The sequence below is a fragment of the Cedecea neteri NBRC 105707 = ATCC 33855 genome (assembly GCF_001571265.1).
GTDB lineage: Bacteria > Pseudomonadota > Gammaproteobacteria > Enterobacterales > Enterobacteriaceae > Cedecea > Cedecea neteri.
The window spans coordinates 39,500-60,806 of record NZ_BCTL01000041.1; the positions used below are offsets into that span (position 1 = coordinate 39,500).

Annotated in this window: 22 protein-coding genes; 14 read left to right on the top strand and 8 right to left on the bottom strand. The window is 53.0% G+C overall.

What is annotated here, in order from left to right; all coding sequences use genetic code 11:
* Positions 1-48 precede the first annotated feature (48 nt).
* On the top strand, positions 49-1,098 hold the full coding sequence (gene sohB, locus CNE01S_RS17465) for a protease SohB (RefSeq protein ID WP_061277534.1): 1,050 nt from the start codon (positions 49-51) through the stop codon (positions 1,096-1,098).
* A 52-nt stretch (positions 1,099-1,150) separates the two neighbouring features.
* Here sohB and CNE01S_RS17470 read toward each other — a convergent pair whose 3' ends face one another.
* Positions 1,151-1,402 (bottom strand): YciN family protein, encoded by a 252-nt coding sequence (locus CNE01S_RS17470; RefSeq protein ID WP_039294075.1) that lies wholly within the window; start codon positions 1,400-1,402, stop codon positions 1,151-1,153.
* A 400-nt stretch (positions 1,403-1,802) separates the two neighbouring features.
* Between CNE01S_RS17470 and topA the strand changes: the two genes are divergently transcribed.
* From topA to acnA, 6 genes are all read left to right on the top strand, one after another.
* Entirely contained in the window at positions 1,803-4,400 is a 2,598-nt protein-coding gene (gene topA / locus CNE01S_RS17475; RefSeq protein ID WP_061277535.1) for a type I DNA topoisomerase, read from the top strand.
* Between the two features lie 198 nt (positions 4,401-4,598).
* Positions 4,599-5,573: an HTH-type transcriptional regulator CysB gene (gene cysB, locus CNE01S_RS17480; protein ID WP_008461319.1), complete on the top strand. Its 975-nt coding sequence runs from the start codon at positions 4,599-4,601 to the stop codon at positions 5,571-5,573.
* 314 nt (positions 5,574-5,887) lie between these two features.
* Positions 5,888-6,046 carry a YmiA family putative membrane protein gene (locus CNE01S_RS24615; RefSeq protein WP_500784344.1) on the top strand — a complete coding sequence of 53 codons (159 nt, stop codon included), beginning with the start codon at positions 5,888-5,890 and terminating at the stop codon, positions 6,044-6,046.
* A gap of 2 nt (positions 6,047-6,048) precedes the next feature.
* Positions 6,049-6,219, top strand: a complete 171-nt coding sequence (locus CNE01S_RS25350; protein ID WP_156479837.1) for a YciX family protein — start codon at positions 6,049-6,051, stop codon at positions 6,217-6,219.
* A gap of 158 nt (positions 6,220-6,377) precedes the next feature.
* Positions 6,378-6,476, top strand: a complete 99-nt coding sequence (ymiC, locus tag CNE01S_RS25805; RefSeq protein WP_245874430.1) for a small membrane protein YmiC — start codon at positions 6,378-6,380, stop codon at positions 6,474-6,476.
* A 230-nt stretch (positions 6,477-6,706) separates the two neighbouring features.
* Entirely contained in the window at positions 6,707-9,382 is a 2,676-nt protein-coding gene (gene acnA / locus CNE01S_RS17485; RefSeq protein WP_061277536.1) for an aconitate hydratase AcnA, read from the top strand.
* Positions 9,383-9,428: 46 nt separating this feature from the next.
* Here acnA and ribA read toward each other — a convergent pair whose 3' ends face one another.
* Positions 9,429-10,019: a GTP cyclohydrolase II gene (gene ribA, locus CNE01S_RS17490; RefSeq protein WP_039294068.1), complete on the bottom strand. Its 591-nt coding sequence runs from the start codon at positions 10,017-10,019 to the stop codon at positions 9,429-9,431.
* 205 nt (positions 10,020-10,224) lie between these two features.
* Between ribA and pgpB the strand changes: the two genes are divergently transcribed.
* From pgpB to yciH, 5 genes are all read left to right on the top strand, one after another.
* Complete coding sequence (pgpB, locus tag CNE01S_RS17495) at positions 10,225-10,989, top strand: phosphatidylglycerophosphatase B (protein WP_061277537.1); 765 nt, start codon at positions 10,225-10,227, stop codon at positions 10,987-10,989.
* A gap of 140 nt (positions 10,990-11,129) precedes the next feature.
* Positions 11,130-11,435 (top strand): LapA family protein, encoded by a 306-nt coding sequence (locus CNE01S_RS17500; protein WP_061277538.1) that lies wholly within the window; start codon positions 11,130-11,132, stop codon positions 11,433-11,435.
* Between the two features lie 6 nt (positions 11,436-11,441).
* A complete protein-coding gene (gene lapB / locus CNE01S_RS17505) occupies positions 11,442-12,611 on the top strand; it encodes a lipopolysaccharide assembly protein LapB (RefSeq protein ID WP_061277539.1) in 1,170 nt (389 codons plus the stop codon).
* 194 nt (positions 12,612-12,805) lie between these two features.
* Positions 12,806-13,543 carry an orotidine-5'-phosphate decarboxylase gene (gene pyrF, locus CNE01S_RS17510; RefSeq protein WP_061277540.1) on the top strand — a complete coding sequence of 246 codons (738 nt, stop codon included), beginning with the start codon at positions 12,806-12,808 and terminating at the stop codon, positions 13,541-13,543.
* Positions 13,543-13,869, top strand: a complete 327-nt coding sequence (gene yciH / locus CNE01S_RS17515; protein WP_061277541.1) for a stress response translation initiation inhibitor YciH — start codon at positions 13,543-13,545, stop codon at positions 13,867-13,869. The genes pyrF and yciH overlap by 1 nt, the downstream gene beginning before the upstream one ends.
* A 128-nt stretch (positions 13,870-13,997) precedes the next feature.
* Here yciH and osmB read toward each other — a convergent pair whose 3' ends face one another.
* From osmB to CNE01S_RS17535, 4 genes are all read right to left on the bottom strand, one after another.
* Positions 13,998-14,216 (bottom strand): osmotically-inducible lipoprotein OsmB, encoded by a 219-nt coding sequence (gene osmB / locus CNE01S_RS17520; protein ID WP_008461331.1) that lies wholly within the window; start codon positions 14,214-14,216, stop codon positions 13,998-14,000.
* Between the two features lie 258 nt (positions 14,217-14,474).
* The gene (yciT, locus tag CNE01S_RS17525; protein WP_061277542.1) at positions 14,475-15,233 is read right to left on the bottom strand and encodes a DNA-binding transcriptional regulator YciT; all 759 of its coding nucleotides are present in this window, start codon (positions 15,231-15,233) and stop codon (positions 14,475-14,477) included.
* Between the two features lie 44 nt (positions 15,234-15,277).
* Entirely contained in the window at positions 15,278-17,710 is a 2,433-nt protein-coding gene (locus CNE01S_RS17530; protein WP_061277543.1) for a formate C-acetyltransferase/glycerol dehydratase family glycyl radical enzyme, read from the bottom strand.
* Between the two features lie 5 nt (positions 17,711-17,715).
* The gene (locus CNE01S_RS17535) at positions 17,716-18,615 is read right to left on the bottom strand and encodes a glycyl-radical enzyme activating protein (protein ID WP_061277544.1); all 900 of its coding nucleotides are present in this window, start codon (positions 18,613-18,615) and stop codon (positions 17,716-17,718) included.
* Positions 18,616-18,752: 137 nt separating this feature from the next.
* Here CNE01S_RS17535 and fsa point away from each other — a divergent pair, with 137 nt between their 5' ends.
* Positions 18,753-19,415 carry a fructose-6-phosphate aldolase gene (fsa, locus tag CNE01S_RS17540; protein ID WP_061277545.1) on the top strand — a complete coding sequence of 221 codons (663 nt, stop codon included), beginning with the start codon at positions 18,753-18,755 and terminating at the stop codon, positions 19,413-19,415.
* A 40-nt stretch (positions 19,416-19,455) separates the two neighbouring features.
* On the opposite strand, the gene rcnR is transcribed toward fsa, so the two are convergent.
* Entirely contained in the window at positions 19,456-19,728 is a 273-nt protein-coding gene (rcnR, locus tag CNE01S_RS17545) for a Ni(II)/Co(II)-binding transcriptional repressor RcnR (protein ID WP_061277546.1), read from the bottom strand.
* A gap of 118 nt (positions 19,729-19,846) precedes the next feature.
* On the opposite strand from rcnR, the gene CNE01S_RS17550 reads away from it, so the two are divergent.
* Positions 19,847-20,962, top strand: coding sequence for a nickel/cobalt efflux protein RcnA (locus CNE01S_RS17550; RefSeq protein ID WP_061277547.1), 1,116 nt, complete (start codon positions 19,847-19,849; stop codon positions 20,960-20,962).
* Between the two features lie 68 nt (positions 20,963-21,030).
* On the opposite strand, the gene yciZ is transcribed toward CNE01S_RS17550, so the two are convergent.
* Complete coding sequence (gene yciZ / locus CNE01S_RS17555) at positions 21,031-21,213, bottom strand: protein YciZ/DeoL (RefSeq protein ID WP_061277548.1); 183 nt, start codon at positions 21,211-21,213, stop codon at positions 21,031-21,033.
* Positions 21,214-21,307: the final 94 nt, after the last annotated feature.

Sequence of the window (21,307 nt, forward strand, 5' to 3'; positions counted from 1 at the left end):
GGGTACACTGGCAAACATTAACAATGCTGAGTGATAAAGGCGGTAAATGTGGATCTGATTGCTGACTATGGACTTTTTTTGGCTAAAGCGGTGACCATTGTGGTGGCAATTGGTGCCATTGCCCTCATCCTGGTGAACGTTGCGCAACGCAAGAAACAGGGCCGGGGTGAACTCAGGCTGACAAATCTGAGCGAGCAGTATCAGGATGTGCAGCAGGAGATGCAGGTCGCTATGCTTGACCCGCATCAGCAGAAGCTGTGGCTTAAAGAAGAAAAGAAAAAACTTAAGCTGGAGGCTAAGCAGGCCAAAGCTCGGGCCAAACGCGGCGAGAAAGCCAGTTCGGGCAAGCCGACGCTTTATGTCCTCGATTTTAAAGGCAGCATGGATGCCCACGAAGTCAGCTCGCTCCGTGAAGAAATCACCGCCGTATTATCGGTGGTTAAACCAAAGGATGAAGTTTTGCTGCGTCTGGAAAGCCCTGGCGGCGTGGTTCATGGCTACGGGCTGGCGGCATCACAGCTCCAGCGCTTCCGGGAAAAGGCAGTGCCTTTAACCATTGCGGTAGATAAAGTGGCGGCCAGCGGCGGCTATATGATGGCGTGTGTGGCTCAGCGTATTGTGGCCGCGCCATTTTCCATCATCGGTTCAATTGGCGTTGTCGCGCAAATCCCTAACTTCCATCGCCTGCTGAAGCGTAATGACATTGACGTTGAGCTGCACACCGCAGGGCAGTACAAGCGAACGCTAACCCTGCTGGGTGAAAACACCGAACAGGGGCGTGAGAAGTTCAGGGAAGACCTCAACGAAACGCATCATCTGTTCAAGCAGTTTGTCAGCAGTATGCGTCCGGGCCTTGATATTGAAGCGGTGGCGACGGGCGAACACTGGTACGGCACACAGGCGAAGGAAAAGGGGCTGGTGGACGAGGTGTCGACCAGCGACGATCTGCTGCTGGGCATGATGAAGGATTTTGACGCTATTAATGTACGTTATCTGCAGCGTAAAAAAGTAATGGATCGCTTCACCGGTAGCGCGGCGAACAGCCTCGATCGCCTGCTGCTGCGCTGGTGGCAGCGAGGTGAAAAGCCGCTGCTCTAAAGCAATTCTTTACTAAAACAAAAAAGCGAGGCGTTCAAGCCTCGCTTTTCATTTAGCCCTGCAGCGAATATTTTTCTGACAAGACGTGGGCCAGGTGTTTAAACATATTAAACACTGCCGTGCTCTTCGGGGTCGGCAAACCCTGCTCGTCCAGGAAGTATTCCCCACTAAAGACCAGCACGCCGTTTTTCTGTTCCACGCCTGTGGCTTCCATCCCGTGCAGGAAATCCTCATGTTCACGAATGATTTTGTTCGCCTCGACGAGGAGGGATTCGCGGTCAATAGGCTGAGTTGTCTCTTGCATGATGTTCTCCTTAAAAAACTGGCGCTAGTTTACGTCCGCTTGAGGGAAAAGGGCAAATTTTCCCTGTAAACCCTGTGGCCTTAAAAAAGTTAACCGTGCTGGCGGGATCGGGTATTGCATGCTAATAAAGTTGCGTAACATATTTTATCAGGTAGAGTGTGACGCTTTCGCAAATCTGGCAACAGAATTGCTTGACATTCGACCAAACTTCCGTCGTGCTATGCCACTTGCTCGAGACTTTTGGCCGGTAATACCCGATGAGTGAGCCGAGGGTATTGCAGGTTATTGAAAAAAAGAGTTGATCTCCTTCTACGCTGCCGCAATATAAAAAAGCGCGTCGCCAGTGGAAGGTGAAAATTTGCGACGTATTCCTGGAAGAATTAAATAGGTAAAGGTGAAAATGGGTAAAGCTCTCGTTATCGTTGAGTCCCCGGCAAAAGCCAAAACGATCAACAAATATCTCGGAAATGACTACGTGGTGAAGTCCAGCGTCGGTCACATCCGTGATTTGCCGACCAGTGGATCAACCACCAAGAAGAGCGCTGACTCTGCCGCCGCCAAAGGGACCAAAAAGGTCAAAAAGGATGAACGCGGAGCGCTCGTCAACCGTATGGGTGTCGATCCCTGGCATAACTGGGATGCTCATTACGAAGTGCTGCCGGGCAAGGAGAAAGTGGTCTCCGAGCTGAAATCACTGGCAGAAAAAGCAGACCACATCTATCTCGCAACCGACCTTGACCGCGAAGGGGAAGCCATTGCCTGGCACCTGCGGGAAGTTATCGGTGGCGACGACACCCGCTATAGCCGCGTGGTGTTTAACGAAATCACTAAGAATGCGATTCGTCAGGCTTTTGAAAAGCCGGGTGAACTGAATATTGACCGTGTGAACGCCCAGCAGGCGCGTCGCTTTATGGACCGCGTTGTGGGTTACATGGTGTCTCCACTGCTGTGGAAAAAGATTGCGCGTGGCCTGTCAGCAGGGCGTGTGCAGTCAGTAGCGGTTCGCCTGGTTGTCGAGCGTGAGCGCGAAATCAAAGCGTTCGTGCCGGAAGAGTACTGGGAAATCGACGCTAACCTGTCGACGCCGAAGGGCGATGCACTGCCGGTGCAGGTGAGCCATCATAAAGACAAGCCTTTCCGACCGGTTAACCGCGAGCAAACTATGGCGGCGGTTAGCCTGCTAGAAAAAGCTCGCTACACCGTTCTGGATCGTGAAGACAAGCCAACCAGCAGTAAGCCTGGTGCGCCGTTCATCACCTCCACGCTACAGCAGGCCGCCAGTACGCGTCTTGGCTTCGGCGTGAAGAAAACCATGATGATGGCACAGCGTCTTTACGAAGCGGGCCACATTACTTACATGCGTACTGACTCCACTAACCTGAGTCAGGATGCGGTGAGCATGGTGCGCGGCTATATCGAAGAGAACTTCGGTAAGAAATATCTGCCTGCTGATGCCAATCAATACGCCAGTAAGGACAACTCTCAGGAGGCGCACGAAGCGATTCGTCCTTCTGATGTATCCGTGCAGGCCGAGTCGTTGAAAGACATGGAAGCGGATGCCCAGAAGCTTTATCAGCTGATCTGGCGCCAGTTCGTGGCCTGCCAGATGACGCCTGCGAAATACGACTCCACCACGCTGACGGTGGAAGCCGGCGAGTACCGCCTGAAGGCGCGTGGACGCACATTGCGCTTTGACGGCTGGACGAAGGTGATGCCTGCCCTGCGTAAGGGCGATGAAGATCGTACCTTGCCGGCGGTGAATCCAGGTGAGGAGCTGACGCTGGTTGAGCTGCTTCCGGCCCAGCACTTTACCAAGCCGCCTGCGCGTTTCAGCGAAGCATCGTTGGTGAAAGAGCTGGAAAAACGCGGCATTGGTCGTCCATCTACCTACGCTTCCATCATCTCTACCATTCAGGACCGTGGTTACGTGCGCGTCGAGAACCGCCGTTTCTACGCTGAAAAAATGGGTGAGATTGTTACCGATCGTCTGGAAGAGAACTTCCGCGAGCTGATGAACTACGACTTCACGGCGCAGATGGAAAACAGCCTTGATCAGGTGGCCAATAACCAGGCCGAGTGGAAAGGCGTGCTTGACAACTTCTTCACTGATTTTAGCGGCCAGCTTGAGAAAGCGGAGCAGGATCCGGAAGAAGGCGGTATGCGCCCGAACCAGATGGTCCTGACCAGCATCGACTGCCCAACCTGCGGCCGTAAAATGGGGATTCGTACTGCGAGTACCGGCGTGTTCCTCGGCTGTTCTGGCTATGCGTTACCGCCGAAAGAGCGCTGCAAAACCACCATCAACCTGGTGCCGGAGAACGAAGTTCTTAACGTGCTGGAAGGTGATGATGCGGAAACCAATGCTCTGCGCGCCAAGCGCCGCTGCCAGAAGTGCGGCACGGCAATGGACAGCTACCTTATCGATCCGAAGCGTAAGCTGCACGTTTGTGGTAACAACCCGACGTGTGACGGCTACGAAATCGAAGAGGGTGAGTTCCGTATCAAAGGTTATGACGGCCCGATCGTTGAGTGCGAGAAGTGTGGCTCTGAAATGCACCTGAGAATGGGGCGTTTTGGCAAGTACATGGCCTGTACCAACGAAGAGTGTAAAAATACCCGTAAGATCCTGCGTAACGGCGAAGTCGCTCCGCCGAAGGAAGATCCGGTGCCGTTGCCTGAGCTGCCTTGCGAGAAATCGGACGCCTATTTCGTGCTGCGTGATGGTGCGGCTGGGGTCTTCCTGGCGGCTAACACCTTCCCGAAATCTCGTGAAACGCGTGCCCCGCTGGTTGAGGAGCTGCATCGCTTCCGCGATCGTTTGCCGGAAAAACTGCGTTACCTGGCCGACGCTCCTCAGGAAGATCCTGAAGGGAATAAAGCTTTCGTACGCTTTAGCCGTAAAACGAAGCAGCAGTATGTCGCTTCTGAGAAAGAAGGCAAAGCGACCGGTTGGTCCGCTTTCTTCGTCGACGGTAAGTGGGTCGTTGGCAAGAAATAATTCTGCCTGAACCTGAGAAAACCGGAGCCTGCCTCCGGTTTTTTTATGGCGCTTTATATAACTTGTTTATTATCTTTTTATCCCATCTATACAAAGTAGCTATAACTGATATAGTGAGTAAAGCAATGTCAATTTTCGTTTTTTCTGCGTCTTAACCCCGCCCATTGCGCCGGGGCCTTTGACCCTGGACGGTAAGCCATGAAATTACAGCAGCTGCGTTATATCGTTGAAGTCGTAAACCACAATCTTAATGTCTCCTCTACGGCGGAAGGGCTTTATACCTCCCAGCCTGGGATCAGTAAGCAAGTTCGTATGCTGGAAGACGAACTGGGGATACAAATATTTGCCCGTAGCGGAAAACATCTGACCCAGGTCACCCCGGCGGGACAGGAAATAATCCGCATCGCCCGTGAAGTGCTGTCGAAAGTCGATGCGATCAAATCCGTCGCCGGAGAACACACCTGGCCCGACAAGGGCTCGCTCTATGTGGCAACCACGCATACTCAGGCCCGTTATGCGCTACCAGGCGTGATTAAAGGCTTTATCGAACGTTATCCGCGAGTTTCTCTGCATATGCATCAGGGCTCGCCGACGCAGATAGCAGAGGCCGTTTCCAAAGGTAATGCAGACTTTGCGATCGCCACCGAAGCGCTACACCTTTATGACGATCTGGTGATGCTGCCTTGCTACCACTGGAATCGCTCCATTGTGGTCACGCCGGACCATCCATTGGCTTCTAAAGAGTCGGTTAGCATCGAAGAGCTGGCGCAGTATCCGCTGGTCACCTACACCTTTGGCTTTACCGGCCGTTCCGAGTTGGACACTGCCTTCAACCGTGCGGGGTTAACGCCGCGGATCGTCTTTACCGCAACAGACGCCGATGTGATTAAAACCTACGTTCGTTTAGGGCTCGGGGTAGGGGTCATTGCCAGCATGGCGGTAGATCCGATTTCAGACCCGGATTTAGTCCGTATCGAAGCCCAGGGCGTATTTAGCCACAGCACCACGAAAATAGGTTTCCGCCGCAGCACTTTCCTGCGCAGTTATATGTATGATTTTATTCAGCGTTTTGCGCCACATTTAACCCGTGACGTGGTGGATACCGCCGTAGCATTGCGCTCGAACGAAGATATTGAAGCGATGTTTAAAGATATAAAATTACCGGCCAAATAATTCCCCAGGGTATCTTCGGCGCATCCGGAGATACCCACTCCATTATTAAACAAGAATTAAACGCATTTCTTCATCTATTCCCATTCCTGCCTAATAAGCCACATCATGACAATGGTTATTCTGTCGCAATTAAGAGACACAGCTAGTAAATAATTGATGGTTGCGCAAATCTGGCGTTTCGATTATTTATTTCAGGTCAAAAGATTAAATCTTTTCTCCCGGTTATTGCGCAATTTTTCTGGCTTTTGAGCTAGAGTTTCTTTAGGATTAATCCCAACTGGCGATTAGTTATACCGATTGTTTGGAATGTTACGATAAGTGGTGTCGATTGTATGAGGCTAGCAATGTCATCAGGAAGTGAGGAACCGCAACAGGATCCGGCCCTGAAACGCAAGGCATGGATTGCGGTGTTTTTGGTGTCAGCCTTGTTCTGGCTGGTTGTGGCGCTGGTTGCCTGGCATTTTTGGGGGTAGCTATGTCTACTCGGGATAGGGTTCCTGCACCCAAGGTCGTGGCCCGCACGAGCGGTAAACCGCGAAAAGAAGTTAAAAAAGAGGAAAACACATCATCTGAAGGTTGGGCGCTGACGAAACAGCAGCAGGCCTTTATTGATTTATTTTCCGAAGACGACAGTAAAAAACAATAAAACCGTTATTGAATCGTTTATTTTTCTCTGCGGATGACAAATGCTTTTTATTTACCGCAGAGCAACACTCTATTCACTAATAATTACACACAGCAATACTTTCTGGTGACTGCTTAATTACGCAGTCTGATTGCATACTGTAACATTGAGCTAACCTTATGAATAATCATAGCGCCGTGAAATACTGGTCCTGGCTGGGTGCCTTTACGCTGTCAGCCCTGTTCTGGGTAGAAATGTTCCGCACCCTCGTTAATTAATCATGGTAGCGAGCGACCAGCTGCCGCCGTTGTGTCGCATGCAAGACTCCTCTCTTCTTTAGAACTCGCCCCGGCCGATCCCGGGGCGTTTGTTTATTCAGGATTTATTCCCTTCACCTCATTTATCAATTCGGGTTGTTATCAAATCGTTACGGCAGGTTTGTGTTATCTTTAATGGTGACCCTGCGAATAATCAGGGCACTCGCTATCCCTGTCATAAAGGAGGAGCTATGTCGTTAACCCTACGCGAAGCCAGTAAGGACACTCTACGGGCGCTAAATAAAACCTGGCACTACTACAGCCTGCCGCTGGCCTCAAAAGAGCTGGGGGATATCAGCCGGTTACCTAAGTCGCTAAAAGTTTTACTGGAGAACCTGCTGCGCTGGCAGGATGAAGACTCCGTCACCCGCGAAGATATCCATGCCCTGGCCGGTTGGCTGAAACAGGCTCATGCCGACCGCGAAATTGCCTATCGCCCTGCCAGGGTACTGATGCAGGACTTCACCGGCGTACCGGCAGTGGTGGATCTTGCCGCGATGCGTGAGGCGGTCAAGCGTCTCGGCGGTGATGTGGCCAAAGTTAACCCGCTTTCCCCGGTCGATCTGGTGATTGACCACTCCGTGACCGTAGACCATTTCGGTGACAATGATGCCTTCGAGGAAAACGTCCGGCTTGAGATGGAGCGTAACCACGAGCGCTATGTCTTTTTACGCTGGGGACAGCAGGCATTTAGCCGCTTCAGCGTTGTTCCGCCGGGCACCGGCATTTGCCACCAGGTCAACCTTGAGTACCTGGGCAAAGCCGTCTGGAGCGAAGAACAGAACGGCGAGCTGGTCGCTTACCCTGACACGCTGGTGGGCACCGACTCGCATACCACGATGATTAACGGTCTGGGGGTACTTGGCTGGGGGGTAGGCGGTATCGAAGCCGAAGCCGCAATGCTTGGCCAGCCGGTATCCATGCTGATCCCCGATGTTGTCGGCTTTAAGCTTGACGGCAAACTGCGCGAAGGGATCACCGCCACTGACCTTGTGCTGACCGTCACCCAGATGCTGCGTAAACACGGCGTGGTGGGCAAGTTTGTTGAGTTCTACGGCGACGGGCTCGATTCGCTACCGCTCGCCGACCGGGCAACAATCGCCAACATGTCTCCTGAATACGGTGCAACCTGCGGCTTCTTCCCGATTGACGGCGTAACGCTGGAGTATATGCGCCTCAGCGGGCGCAGCGAAGAGCAGGTGGCTCTGGTTGAGGCCTACGCTAAGGCGCAGGGCATGTGGCGTAATACCGGGGATGAACCGGTGTTCACCAGCACGCTCTCTTTGAACATGAACGATGTAGAGGCAAGCCTGGCCGGGCCAAAACGTCCGCAGGATCGTGTCCCGCTTGGCGGTGTACCGAAAGCATTTGCCGCCAGCAACGAGCTTGAAGTCAACGCTTCCCACAAAGACCGAAATCCGGTGAGCTATACGCTTGCAGACCGTGAGCATCAACTGCCGGATGGCGCAGTCGTGATTGCGGCAATTACCTCCTGTACCAACACTTCAAACCCTAGCGTGCTGATGGCGGCAGGGTTGCTGGCTAAGAAGGCCGCAAGCCTGGGGCTGAAGCCAAAGCCCTGGGTGAAAGCGTCGCTTGCGCCGGGATCTAAGGTGGTCTCGGATTATCTGGCGAAAGCCAAATTAACCCCATACCTTGATGAGCTGGGCTTCAACCTGGTGGGCTACGGCTGTACTACCTGTATCGGTAACTCGGGCCCGTTGCCCGATCCTATCGAACAGGCGATTAAAAAAGGCGATCTCACGGTGGGCGCTGTGCTTTCCGGGAACCGTAACTTTGAAGGTCGTATTCACCCGCTGGTGAAAACTAACTGGCTGGCATCTCCGCCGCTTGTCGTGGCCTATGCGCTGGCCGGGAACATGAACATCGACCTGACTAAAGAGCCCTTGGGGCAGGATAAAAATGGCGCTGACGTCTACCTGAAAGACATCTGGCCGGGCAGCCAGGAAATTGCTGCCGCCGTGGCGCAGGTGACCACCGATATGTTCCGCAAAGAGTACGCGGAGGTATTTGAAGGCACAGAAGAGTGGCGCAACATTGAAGTGGAGCGGTCGGCCACCTACGGCTGGCAGGATGATTCAACCTATATCCGGCTGTCGCCGTTCTTTGACGAGATGGGCGCTGAGCCAAAGCCCGTGGAAGATATTCACGGGGCTAACGTGCTGGCGATGCTGGGGGATTCTGTCACCACCGACCATATTTCCCCAGCGGGGAGCATTAAACCTGACAGCCCGGCAGGGCGTTACTTGCAAGGGCATGGCGTAGAGCGCAGGGATTTTAACTCCTACGGTTCGCGCCGTGGTAACCACGAAGTGATGATGCGCGGGACGTTTGCCAACATTCGTATTCGTAACGAGATGGTGCCGGGCGTCGAAGGTGGCATGACTCGACTTCTGCCTGGAGAAGAAGTCTTGTCTATCTATGACGCCGCAATGCGTTACAAGGAGCGGGGCATACCCTTGGCGGTGATCGCCGGGAAAGAGTATGGCTCCGGCTCAAGCCGTGACTGGGCGGCGAAAGGTCCTCGTTTGCTGGGCGTGCGGGTGGTCATCGCCGAATCGTTTGAGCGAATCCACCGCTCGAACCTTATCGGCATGGGCATTTTGCCGCTGGAGTTCCCGCAGGGCGTCACGCGAAAAACGCTGGGCTTAACGGGGGAGGAAAAGCTGGATATCAGCGGGCTTAATCAGCTCAAACCGGGCGCTGTGGTGCCGGTAACGCTGACATTCACCGACGGGCGTAAGCAGGTGGTTGACTGCCGCTGCCGTATTGATACCGGCAATGAACTGACCTATTTCCGTAATGACGGCATCCTGCATTATGTGATCAGGAATATGCTGAAGTAAGAAACGAAAAAGCCCCGAAAGGGGCTTTTTTATGGCAGGAACTCGATTACTCTGACAGCAGATGGCCCATTTTGGCCGCTTTGGTGTCGAGGTAGTGCGCGTTCTTAGGGTTACGGCCAACGATGAGCGGCACGCGTTCAACGATGTTGATCCCGGCTTCGGTCAGAATCTCGACTTTTTTCGGGTTGTTGGTGAGCAAACGTACGGCATCCACGCCCAGCAGTTTGAACATGTCGGCACACAGCGTAAAGTCACGCTCATCGGCGGCAAAGCCAAGCTGATGGTTAGCTTCCACCGTATCGTAGCCTTTGTCCTGCAGCGCATAGGCGCGGATTTTATTCAGTAGCCCGATATTACGGCCTTCCTGACGATGATAAAGCAGCACGCCACGGCCTTTTTCAGCAATGTGGGTCAACGCCGCTTCAAGCTGGAAACCGCAGTCGCAGCGCAGGCTAAACAGCGCGTCACCGGTCAAGCATTCGGAGTGAACGCGCGCCAGAACAGGTTCTTCACCGCTAATATCACCGAAAACCAGGGCAACATGATCCTGCCCCGTTGCCACTTCTTCAAAACCCACCATCAGGAAATCGCCCCATGGGGTTGGCAGTTTGGCTTCTGCCACACGTTTAAGCTGCATGTGATTCTCCAGGTACTTATTTTGACACCTTGGTGTCTGCCAGAAGTCTGGCCTGTACGTTAATGTCGTATATTTTGCCATAACGCGTGGTCGTTCGCTTCATTGACAGATTAAAAAGCCATTTTTGCCAATGACCGCCGCGCGGTTTAACCTTCTCAGGCATTTTCGGTTATTCTTTAAAAGCTTTCAGTATCATGAGGTGTTCATGCAGGCAATAGCAATACGTATCACAGCAGGCACAATGCTTCTGTTAATCATGCCCTTAATCGTCTGGCTCAGCGGCTGGCAATGGGCCCCTGGGGGTAATGAAAGCGTGTTGAAAATGCTTTATTGGGTCACTGAGACCGTGACGCAACCCTGGGGAGTCATTACGCATGTTATTCTCTGCGCATGGTTTCTGTGGTGCCTGCGCTATCGCCTTAAGCCTGCGCTGATGTTATTTGCTATCCTCGCTGCCGCTATCCTTATAGGTCAGGGCATTAAGTCCGTTATCAAGAATAAAGTGCAGGAACCCCGACCTTTCGTTGTATGGCTTGAAAAAACTCACCATATCCCCACCGACGAGTTCTACAATTTAAAGCGTACTCAGCGTGCGGAACGGGTTAAAGCACAGCTGGAAGGGCAGGATAATATTCCCGACTGGTTACGCAAACACTGGCAGTTCGAAACCGGTTTTGCCTTTCCTTCAGGCCACACGATGTTTGCTGCCAGTTGGGCGTTGTTGGGCGTAGGATTGCTTTGGCCGCGCAGACGGACGTTGACGCTGGCGATATTGTTGTTATGGGCAACCGGCGTGATGGGAAGTCGATTGTTGCTGGGTATGCATTGGCCCCGCGATCTGGTTGTCGCTACGATTATCTCTGGCGCGTTAGTCATTCTGGCGACCTGGCTTGCGCAGCGCTGGTGTGGCCCGCTCACGCCACCCGCCGAAGAAGAGCAGGAAATAACCGAACGTAACGAAAAAAGTTGATAATAGTGTTTTAACCCCCATTTCTTATGAATTGATGGGGGTTAATGGATTCCCCGGTTTGGCCTGAAATGGTAGTTTATACCTCCGGGATTCATTTTTGGCATGGCTGAGCCAGCTGTGACCACATAACGGGATGTCATGTGAAATATTTATTCATTTTCTTGCTGGTACTCGCCATCTTTGTGATTTCTATTACGTTAGGGGCACAAAACGATCAGGTAGTGAACTTTAACTATCTGCTGGCGCAGGGGGAATATCGGGTCTCCACGTTGCTGGCGACGCTGTTTGCCGCAGGGTTTATTATTGGATGGCTGATTTGCGGTCTGTTCTGGCTGCGCGTCCGTGTTTCCCTGGCCCGTGCTGAGCGAAAAATTAAACGCCTTGAGCAACAAGTTACCCCCACCGCTGATGTTCCGGCACCCGTTGTGCCGGCTGTGAAGGAATAATCTTCTATGTTGGAACTGCTGTTTCTGCTATTACCCGTTGCGGCCGCTTATGGCTGGTATATGGGGCGCAGAAGTGCGCTGCAAGACAAACAGCAGGAGGCCAGCCGCCTTTCCCGTGACTACGTGGCCGGGGTTAACTTCCTGCTGGCCAACCAGCAGGACAAAGCGGTCGATTTGTTCCTCGATATGCTAAAAGAGGACACCGGTACCGTTGAAGCCCATCTTACGTTAGGCAACCTCTTCCGCCAGCGTGGTGAAGTTGATCGGGCTATCCGTATCCACCAGTCGCTTATGGAAAGTGCGTCACTGAACTATGATCAGCGCCTGCTTGCCGTACAGCAGCTTGGCAAAGACTATATGGCCGCAGGGCTTTATGACCGCGCCGAAGATATGTTCAGCCAGCTTATCGATGAGACCGATTTCCGTATCAGCGCGTTGCAGCAGCTGCTGCAAATTCACCAGGCAACAAGTGACTGGCAAAAAGCCATCGACGTGGCTGAAAGGCTGGTGAAACTCGGCAAAGACAAACAGCGTGTGGAAATCGCACACTTCTACTGCGAGCTTGCGCTGCAAAATATCGGCAACGACGATTCTGACAAAGCGATGTCGTTACTGAAGAAAGGGGCCGCAGCAGACAAAAATTGCGCCCGGGTCTCCATCATGATGGGGCGTATTTTTATGGAAAAAGGCGAGTATGCCAAAGCGGTAGACTCGTTAAAGCGTGTGATTGAGCAAGATAGCGAATTAGTCAGCGAAACGCTGGAGATGCTGCAGGTTTGCTACCAGCAGCTTGGCAAGCCCGATGAGTGGGAAGCCTTCCTCAAGCGCTGCGTGGAAGAAAACAGTGGGGCGGTGGCAGAGCTCATGTTGGCGAGCATCCTCGAACAACAAGAGGGTGCGGAAACGGCTCAGGTGTATATCAACCGCCAACTCCAGCGTCACCCGACAATGCGCGTATTCCACCGTCTGATGGACTACCACCTGCATGAAGCGGAAGAAGGGCGTGCAAAAGAAAGTCTGATGGTGCTGAGGGACATGGTTGGCGAACAAATTCGCACCAAACCACGCTATCGCTGTCAAAAATGCGGCTTTACCGCCTATACCATGTACTGGCATTGCCCGTCCTGCCGCGCATGGTCAACGGTGAAACCTATCCGTGGGCTGGATGGACAGTAAGTCCACGATTTTTAAAACCACGCACTTTAGTTACAACATACTATTAAGTACATCATGGCTCCTGACTTCGGCATCGTGCAACTTTCGCTTAGCAGAGGGCAATCGCGGCTGTAAATTTACCGGGCTGACGAGTAGAATGCTGCCGTTTAACTTTTTTGCGCCGCGCTGGTGCCCAACAGTCAGAAGGTTTTGCCATGAATTCAACTGCGTCATCCTCCTCCCGTGTTGCCACTGAATCGCCTGTAGTCGTTGCACTTGATTATGATAATCGCGATAGCGCGCTGGCCTTTGTTGACCGTATCGACCCGCGCGACTGCCGTCTGAAAGTAGGGAAGGAGATGTTTACCCTGTTTGGTCCACAGCTGGTGAGGGACTTACACCAGCGCGGTTTTGATGTCTTCCTGGATCTGAAATTCCACGATATCCCTAACACCACCGCGCGTGCCGTGGCGGCTGCTGCGGAAATGGGCGTGTGGATGGTAAACGTTCATGCTACGGGTGGGGCCCGTATGATGCGTGCGGCAAAAGAAGCGCTTGTTCCATTTGGGAAAGATGCGCCGCTGCTGATAGCCGTTACCGTTCTCACCAGCATGGAAGCCAGCGATCTGGCCGATTTAGGCATTACTGCCAGCCCAGCCGACTATGCCGAGCGCCTGGCGACGCTGACAAAAGAGTGTGGTCTGGACGGCGTGGTTTGCTCTGCACAGGAAGCAGTTCGCTTTAAGGCGGCGCTAGGCCGTGAATTCAAGCTTATTACCCCTGGCATTCGTCCCCTGGGCAGCGAAGCAGGCGATCAGCGCCGCATCATGACGCCGCAGCAGGCTCAACAGGCCGGGGTAGACTTTATGGTCATTGGGCGTCCGATCACCCAATCTGCTGACCCGGCGCAGACGCTTCGCGATATCCGCGCTTCACTGGCCCAGGAGGCGTGATGAAAGATAATAACAGCCGGCTGGTCTACTCCACGGAAACCGGGCGCATAGACGAACCGAAAGTTGAGATTCAGCGTCCTAAAGGCGACGGTATTGTGCGCATTCAAAAGCAGACCAGCGGGCGTAAAGGGAAGGGAGTATGCCTGATTTCTGGTATTGATGAAGATGACGCGACGCTGGCGATCATTGCTGCTGAGCTGAAAAAAAAATGTGGCTGTGGCGGGTCGGTGAAAGACGGCGTGATTGAAATCCAGGGCGATAAGCGTGATTTGATAAAATCATTGCTCGAAGCGAAAGGAATGAAGGTAAAACTCGCGGGCGGATAACTCGGGAATATATTATTTTTGGCCACGGCAAATGCCGTGGCCTTTTATTTTAACTGCTGTTAGTCAGACCTGAAAATTAATACGTAATGAATTCGTCAAAGCGGGTTAGCTTTTGCCGGCGTCTTGCCTTATTTGCCCACCTGGTGACCGATAATACCGCCTACTGCCGCACCGCCAAGCGTACCCAGCGTGCTGCCGTCGGTCAGTACTGCGCCGCCCAGCGCACCGGCACCTGCGCCGATTGCCGTGTTGCGGTCACGCTTAGACCAGTTAGAACATGCACTCAGGGACATTGCGAGGGTAATAGCCAGCATTGCAGCGGCCACTTTTTTGTTATTTAAGGTCATCATACTTTCTCCAGAATAATTGATTCACGGAAGCCAGTCTCAGTTAAGTATAGTAAGAATTCACCACTTTACCGGGCGGTTCGTGAAACGATGTCACGATATAAGCTTAGAAAAGGGCAGGTGCGTTTATTACTCCCTGTTATATCGCTAAATTCTATTCTAATTTTTCCGCATGATTAACACAGGTAAAAACTCTTAATTACAACGTGGGAATATTCTGAGAGAGGAAAAGCCCGCATCAGACACGGGCAAAAAGCTTTAAACGGCGGCGTAAGGATCGACGATATCGACCTGCAGATGGGCCGCTTTCAACTGCTCCAGCGTCTCCTGGCTAAGTGCTGCGTCGGTGATAACGCGGTTGAAGCGTGAAATCGGGCCAAGCGTATACGGATGCACATTGCCAAACTTGCTGCTGTCCGTTAGCACGATTGCCTCACTGCCTTTCTCCAGCACAGAATTCACCACGTCGGTACGCAGCATATCGCGTCCGGTAAAACCTGTTTCCGGCAAGAAACCGTCGATGCCGATAAAAGCCTTACTGAAATGTAGCTGCTGGATAAACTGACGGGTAAGCGGGCCGACCATGCTTTCACTTTTCTTCTGATAGATCCCGCCGACCAGAATGACTTCACAATCGGTGTCTTTCAGCAAATGGGCGATGTAGCTGCTGACGGTGATCAGCGTGACTTTTTTCTGCTCTGCCAGAGTCCGGGCGAGAAGAGCGTTGCTGCTGCCGTTTTCGATAAACACGGTTTCACCATCGTTCACCAGCGAGGCGGCATATTGCGCAAGCTGTAGCTTGAGGGTGTAGTTGTTCATCATCCGGGTTTCAACGTCATCACTGTCCAGCGGGACGGCAAAACCATGCGTACGACGCAGATAGTTGTTTTTTTCCAGCAGGTTTAAATCCTGACGAATAGTCACTTCTGAAACGCCGGTTGTTTTCGCCAGAGAGGCGACGCTCACCCGGCCCTGATCGATAACCATCTGCAGAATAATTTGTTGTCTTGAGTTCATGTCAGCCAGTAGTCAGGCGGTGGGGTTTAACCACCGCCTTCTCGTCAAAGAGTATGTTCCGTGCGGGCTATAATATCATCCTGCGCGTCAGGAGATAAGGCCGTAAAGAAGGCCGAGTATCCTGCAACCCTTACCACCAAATCGCGATATTTATCAGGATATTGTTTGGCTTCCAGCAGTGTTTCGCGGGAGACAATGTTGTATTGAATGTGCCAGCCTTTGTGTGATTCGAAGAAGGTACGCAGCATAAACATTAATTTTTCCCGATCGCGTGGGTTATCCAGCGTTGAAGGGTTCAGTTTTTGGTTTAACAAAACGCCGCCGAGGATTTTATTGGTCGGCAGTTTGCCCACGGAACTGATGACCGCCGTTGGGCCAAGATGGTCGGTCCCGGATGCGGGGCTGGCTCCCTCAGCCAAAGGTGTATGTGCTTTGCGGCCATCAGGCGTTGCCATCGTGGCTGCACCAAACGGAACGTTTGCAGAAATAGAAGAGGTTCCCGCATAGTATGTCCCGCCTACAGGACCACGGCCAAAGCGAGTGTTGTGGTAGCGCTTAAGTTCATCAATGTAGGTTTGGTAGGCGCGAGCGAGCAACATATCTACTTCGTCATCGTCGTTGCCATATTTTGGCGCACCGTTGATTAACCGCTGGCGAAGCTGCTCGCCGCTCAGCCCGACAAAGTCGTTGGCCAGGGCATCTGCTAACTGCTGCTGTCCGATGATACCTTGTTCAAAGACCAGTTTTTTCACGGCTGAAAGACTATTCCCAAGGTTGGCAATCCCAACCTGAAGCCCTGAAACCCAGTCGTATTTCGCACCACCTTGCTTAATACTTTTCCCTCGTTCAATGCAATCATCCACCAGCGCCGAACAAAGAATATCGTGTGCGTTTTCCTCCAGCACGGTGTCCACGACACACTCGATCTCGATCGATTTTTGCGTGTAATAACGAATTTGTCTGTCCCACGCCTCCAGGACTTGATCAAACGAAGTGAAATTGCCTTCGGACAGTGCCTTTTGCTGAGGAAGAAAAACCTTACCGCTGGTGGCATCGCGGCCATGTTCAAGACTTGCCAGCATCACACGGGCAAAGTTGATGAAGCTCATGCCGGTACAGCGATAGCCCCATTTTCCGCCGACGGCGGTTTCAATACAGCCGATAGCCGCATAGTCGTAGGCATCTTCCCGGCTTACGCCCAGCTTAATGAACTCTTCGATAACAATTTCATCATTGTTAAACGCCGGCATGCCGAATCCGCAGCGGATCACCTGGACACAGGCGTCGAGGAAGTCATTGCTCATCCCGGCGTGATAACGAACGCTGAGGTTAGGCTGAGTGGAACGCAGACGGCCGCAGGACTCAAGAATGGCGTAGGAGAGCGGGTTGACGGCATCCACCGCCACGCCGTGGATCAGCGTTTGCCCCCCAATGGTGACGTTTTGGTAAAGCGGGCTGCCGGCGGAGGCTTTTGAATGCGAACCGGAGCGAATTTTATTCACCTCGAGCAGCTTCAACCAGCAGCTTTGCAGCAGCTCAATGGCCTGTTCCCGGCTGGTGGTTTGCTGCAGTTCTACGTCCCGACGGTACCACGGATACAGGTACTGATCGAGTCGACCAAATGAAACGGAGTGCCCATTGGATTCAATTTGCAGCACAAGCTGAACGAAATAGCTGAGCTGTAAAGCCTGCCAGAAAGTGACCGGCGGATGACTGGCGATATGTTCGCAGTTATCGGCCATTGCCAGCAGTTCATCCCGGCGTGTCTCTCGTGTTTCTTCGGAGGCCATTTTCTTCGCCAGTTCTGCGTAGCGCAGGATGTGGTTGCCCAGGGCGGCGAAAGTCATGTCGATAGCCTTAAGGAACTGCTCTTTATGCAGATCGTCCCAGTCGGTCAACTGCAGACGCCCGCGTCGCTCGGCGACTTTCTCGCGCAGGCCGCTGATACCGAGTTCCAGCAGCAGTGGGAAGTTAACCGCCAGGTGAGCGTCGCCGGAAGTCATATTGCCTTCCGCTTTGATGATGCCTGTTGCCAGAAGTGCCTTTTGCTCGTCGGTAAACATGCCATAGCAGCGATCCTGTACCGTCTGCCCGCGCCACCACGGGCAAATTTCATGCATGACCGCTTTGTCCGCGTCAGAAATTGAGAAACCCGCACCCGGACGGTCACCAAGCTCGTCGATTTCACTCTCAATCCAGCCAACGGTATATTCGGGGAAGAAGGGCGCGCCTCGCACGTGGCTTGCCTGGTTCCCGACGATAAGCTCGTCATGCTTGATCCAGATGGTTCGCTCCGCCAGATGGTGGGCCAGCGCCATCGCGCGGCGAACCGGCAGCGGTTTATCCTGATTTTGCTGATAAACGGCCGTGTAGTGGCGAGCTCGTTCGGTGCAGACCGGCGGCTTAACGATATGTATCAGCGCCTCTTTGTGTGCTTCTATACGTGGGCTGAGAAAGTTCAGGTTCAGTTCGGTCATGATGATTATCCTCTAATCCAGGCTGTCATGCCTTTTTGGCTGGCGTACTGTTCGGCGAAGTGCAGAAGTTCTGGCGCATCAAGCGGCCTGCTTGCGGCCAGATAGGGCTGATCCAACAGGTGATATTTATTAATCCCTAAAGTGTGATACGGCAGAAAATGGATGGATTTCGCACCAATTTCGTCAGCGGCAAAATCACTGATGGCGCGAATGGAACGTTTATCGGCGTTAAAATCAGGAATTAACGGCACGCGGATAGTCATCTCTACGCCACGAGTGGCTAGCTTGCGAAAGTTATCCATCACGCGCTCGGCGTTGCCGTCGGTCCACTGCTGAAAGCGCGCTTTGTCTACGTGCTTAAGATCCGCCAGCAGCAAATCCAAAAAAGGTAATGAAGGTTCGATGTATTTCCACGGTACGTGCAGGCAGGATTCCACGGCGGTGTGCAGGTCGGCCTCTTTACTGCGCTGCAGCAGTTCATGCGCCAGCACCGGCTGCATGAAAGGCTCCCCGCCGGAAAGCGTTATGCCGCCGCCGCTTCGGACATAAAAAGGTTTGTCGCGAAGCACGAGGGCCATAATCGAATCCACCGTTTTCACTTCCCCGCAAACTGTTAATGCCTGAGTGGGGCAGCACTCTCTCAGCGCATTTATCGCGTCAGCACTGAGTTTGCCGCGTGCAATAACCAGTTCGCCGTCAACATGGGAAAGCACGTCCGGTGCGGCCTGCTGGCAAAGTTCGCAACCGCTGAGACATAAACGGCGGTCCAGCAGTACGTCGCATTCACGGTTGCGGCTTTCGGGATTCTGGCACCAGCGGCAGCCTAGCGAGCACCCTTTCAGAAAGACCACCGTGCGGATCCCCGGGCCATCGTGCGTGGAGTAACGCTGAATATTGAACAGCATGGCATCTTCTCTTTTTTGTTTCTTTCGTAAATTAAATTACTTTCGAATGAAAGTTATATTGATATTGATCAGCTAAACAATCGACAGTCAGGTTATGATGCCGTCAGTGAGAGATGACTCTAATTCTGGAGAGCGTAATGGAACTGTATTTAGATACTGCAGATGTTGCCGCCGTTAAGCGTCTGGCCCGTGTTCTGCCGCTGCAGGGCGTAACCACCAACCCTTCCATCGTTGCTAAAGCGGGCATTTCCCTGTGGGAAGTGCTCCCTGCGCTGCAGGATGCGCTGGGGGGCGAAGGTAAGCTGTTTGCACAAGTGATTGCCAGCCAGGCCGACGACATGGTGAAAGAGGCACAGCTGTTAACCGCGCGAGTACCGGGTCTGGTTGTTAAAATTCCCACCACGCCGGAAGGTCTGGCGGCACTCAAGCAGCTTAAAGTCCTGGGGATCCCAACGCTCGGCACTGCAGTTTATGGTGCGACACAGGGGTTACTGGCCGCGCTGGCGGGAGCTGAATATGTTGCGCCTTATGTGAACCGGCTGGATGCTCAGGGTGGGGACGGTATTCAGATGGTACAGGATCTCCAGCAGCTTCTGACGCTGCATGCTCCTGATGCGAAAGTGCTGGCGGCTAGCTTCCGCACGCCGCACCAGGCGATGTCATGCCTTCTGGCCGGCTGCGAAGCGATCACGCTGCCGATTGATGTGGTCGAACAGATGCTGGTCACGCCCGCGGTGACGGCGGCGATTGGCGGTTTTGAAAAAGACTGGCAGGGCGCGTTTGGATCATTAGCGCTCTGATGATTTATGGCCACCGTTCGCGGTGGCCTGAACGTAAAGCCTATTTAATATAGGAATCCAGCACTTTCAGGATCACATCCAAATCCTCTTCACGCTTCACCTCATCCACTTCATGCACGATATGTTCCGTCAAATGCCCCTTAATCACCTCGCGCATTAAGCCGTTCACCGCGCCTCGTATGGCGGCGATTTGCTGCAATACGGCAGCGCACTCATGCGGCTCATCAAGCATCTTTTTTAACGCAATGACTTGTCCCTGGATCTTGCTGGTCCGGGCTTTGAGTTTTTGCTGGTCGCGAATTGTGTGTGACATGCGGGTTACCCTCTGAGAAGAACTTTATAATGATACTATTACAAATCTACTGGGGGGTAGTATTTTGTACTGGGGGGGAGTAGAATTTGGATCCCTCACTTCAGCAAGAATGATCCTCATGAACGAATTCACTACGCTTCTTCAGCAAGGCAATGCCTGGCTGTTTATCCCCAGCGCGATCCTGCTTGGCGCCCTGCATGGCCTTGAGCCCGGGCATTCGAAGACCATGATGGCCGCGTTTATCATTGCCATTAAAGGCACCGCCAGGCAGGCAATTATGCTGGGCCTTGCGGCGACGCTTTCCCATACGACCATTGTCTGGCTGATTGCGTTTGGCGGGATGTACATCAGCCAGCGCTTCACCGCGGAGTCTGCCGAACCGTGGCTACAGCTGATGTCTGCCGTCATTGTGCTGGGCACCGCATTATGGATGTTCTGGCGTACCTGGAAAGGAGAGCAAAACTGGCTTACAGAGTCGCAGGAAAACGAGCATCACCACCAGGATGAAACCAAAAGAATTGATACCGGCCACGGCATGGTTGAGCTTTCTATCTTTGAGCAGGGGCACCCCCCGCGCTGGCGTTTGCGCAATCTCAGCCGCAGAAAATGGGCCCCGGGAGAGGTATCGCTGGTGACGAAGCGCGAGGAGGGCGCATTTTCTCAGGTGTTCCAGTTTGTGGATTTCGGTGATTATATGGAATCGACGGCCGTCATCCCTGAGCCTCATAACTTCAATGTCCGTCTTTCGTTTGATCATCGCGGGCACAGCCACGATTACGATCTGGCGTTTCATGAGCAGGATCATGAGCACAGTCACGCGGTAACAGAGGGGCTGGAAGTGGGATCCCGGGAGTATCAGGACGCGCATGAGCTGGCGCATGCCAATGACATTAAGCGCCGCTTTACCAATACAGACGTCACTAACGGGCAAATTTTACTCTTTGGCCTGACCGGCGGCCTGATTCCATGCCCGGCGGCCATCACGGTCTTGCTGCTCTGCCTGCAGCTTAAGGCGCTAACGTTGGGGGCGGCTTTGGTTGTTAGCTTTAGCGTCGGCCTGGCGCTAACGTTGGTCACGGTTGGGGTCAGTGCAGCTGTTGGCGTTCGTCAGGTAGCAAAACGTTGGCGTGGGTTCAGCGCGTTTGCCCGAAGGGCGCCTTACTTTTCGAGCGTCCTGATTGCCGGGATGGGAATCTATATGGCCATTCAGGGCTGGACTGGCCTTGTGCACTGAACGCGGTCAGTAGGATTGTATAAAAGAAAAGCAGCCTTTATTTTGGGCTGCTTTCTCTGCCAGAAATTTTAAATTTCCCAGGGCGATTTTTTTTGCTCGCCGTCATGTTTATTCCCGCCGTTATCTGCGCTCAGCAATTCAGCTTTGAGGATCTCAAGGTTGTTTATCGCGGAGGCATAATCTTTGGCAACCAGAATATCCAGCACGGTATCAATACGTTTGGCAAGCTGCTGCGGATCCAGTGTTGGCATTGTTAATCCTGTTAGTGTTAGGGAATGAATCATTCGCCCATAATGCAAAAAACAGGCGATAAAGAGAAGAGCTGCCGACGAATTCTTAGCCTTA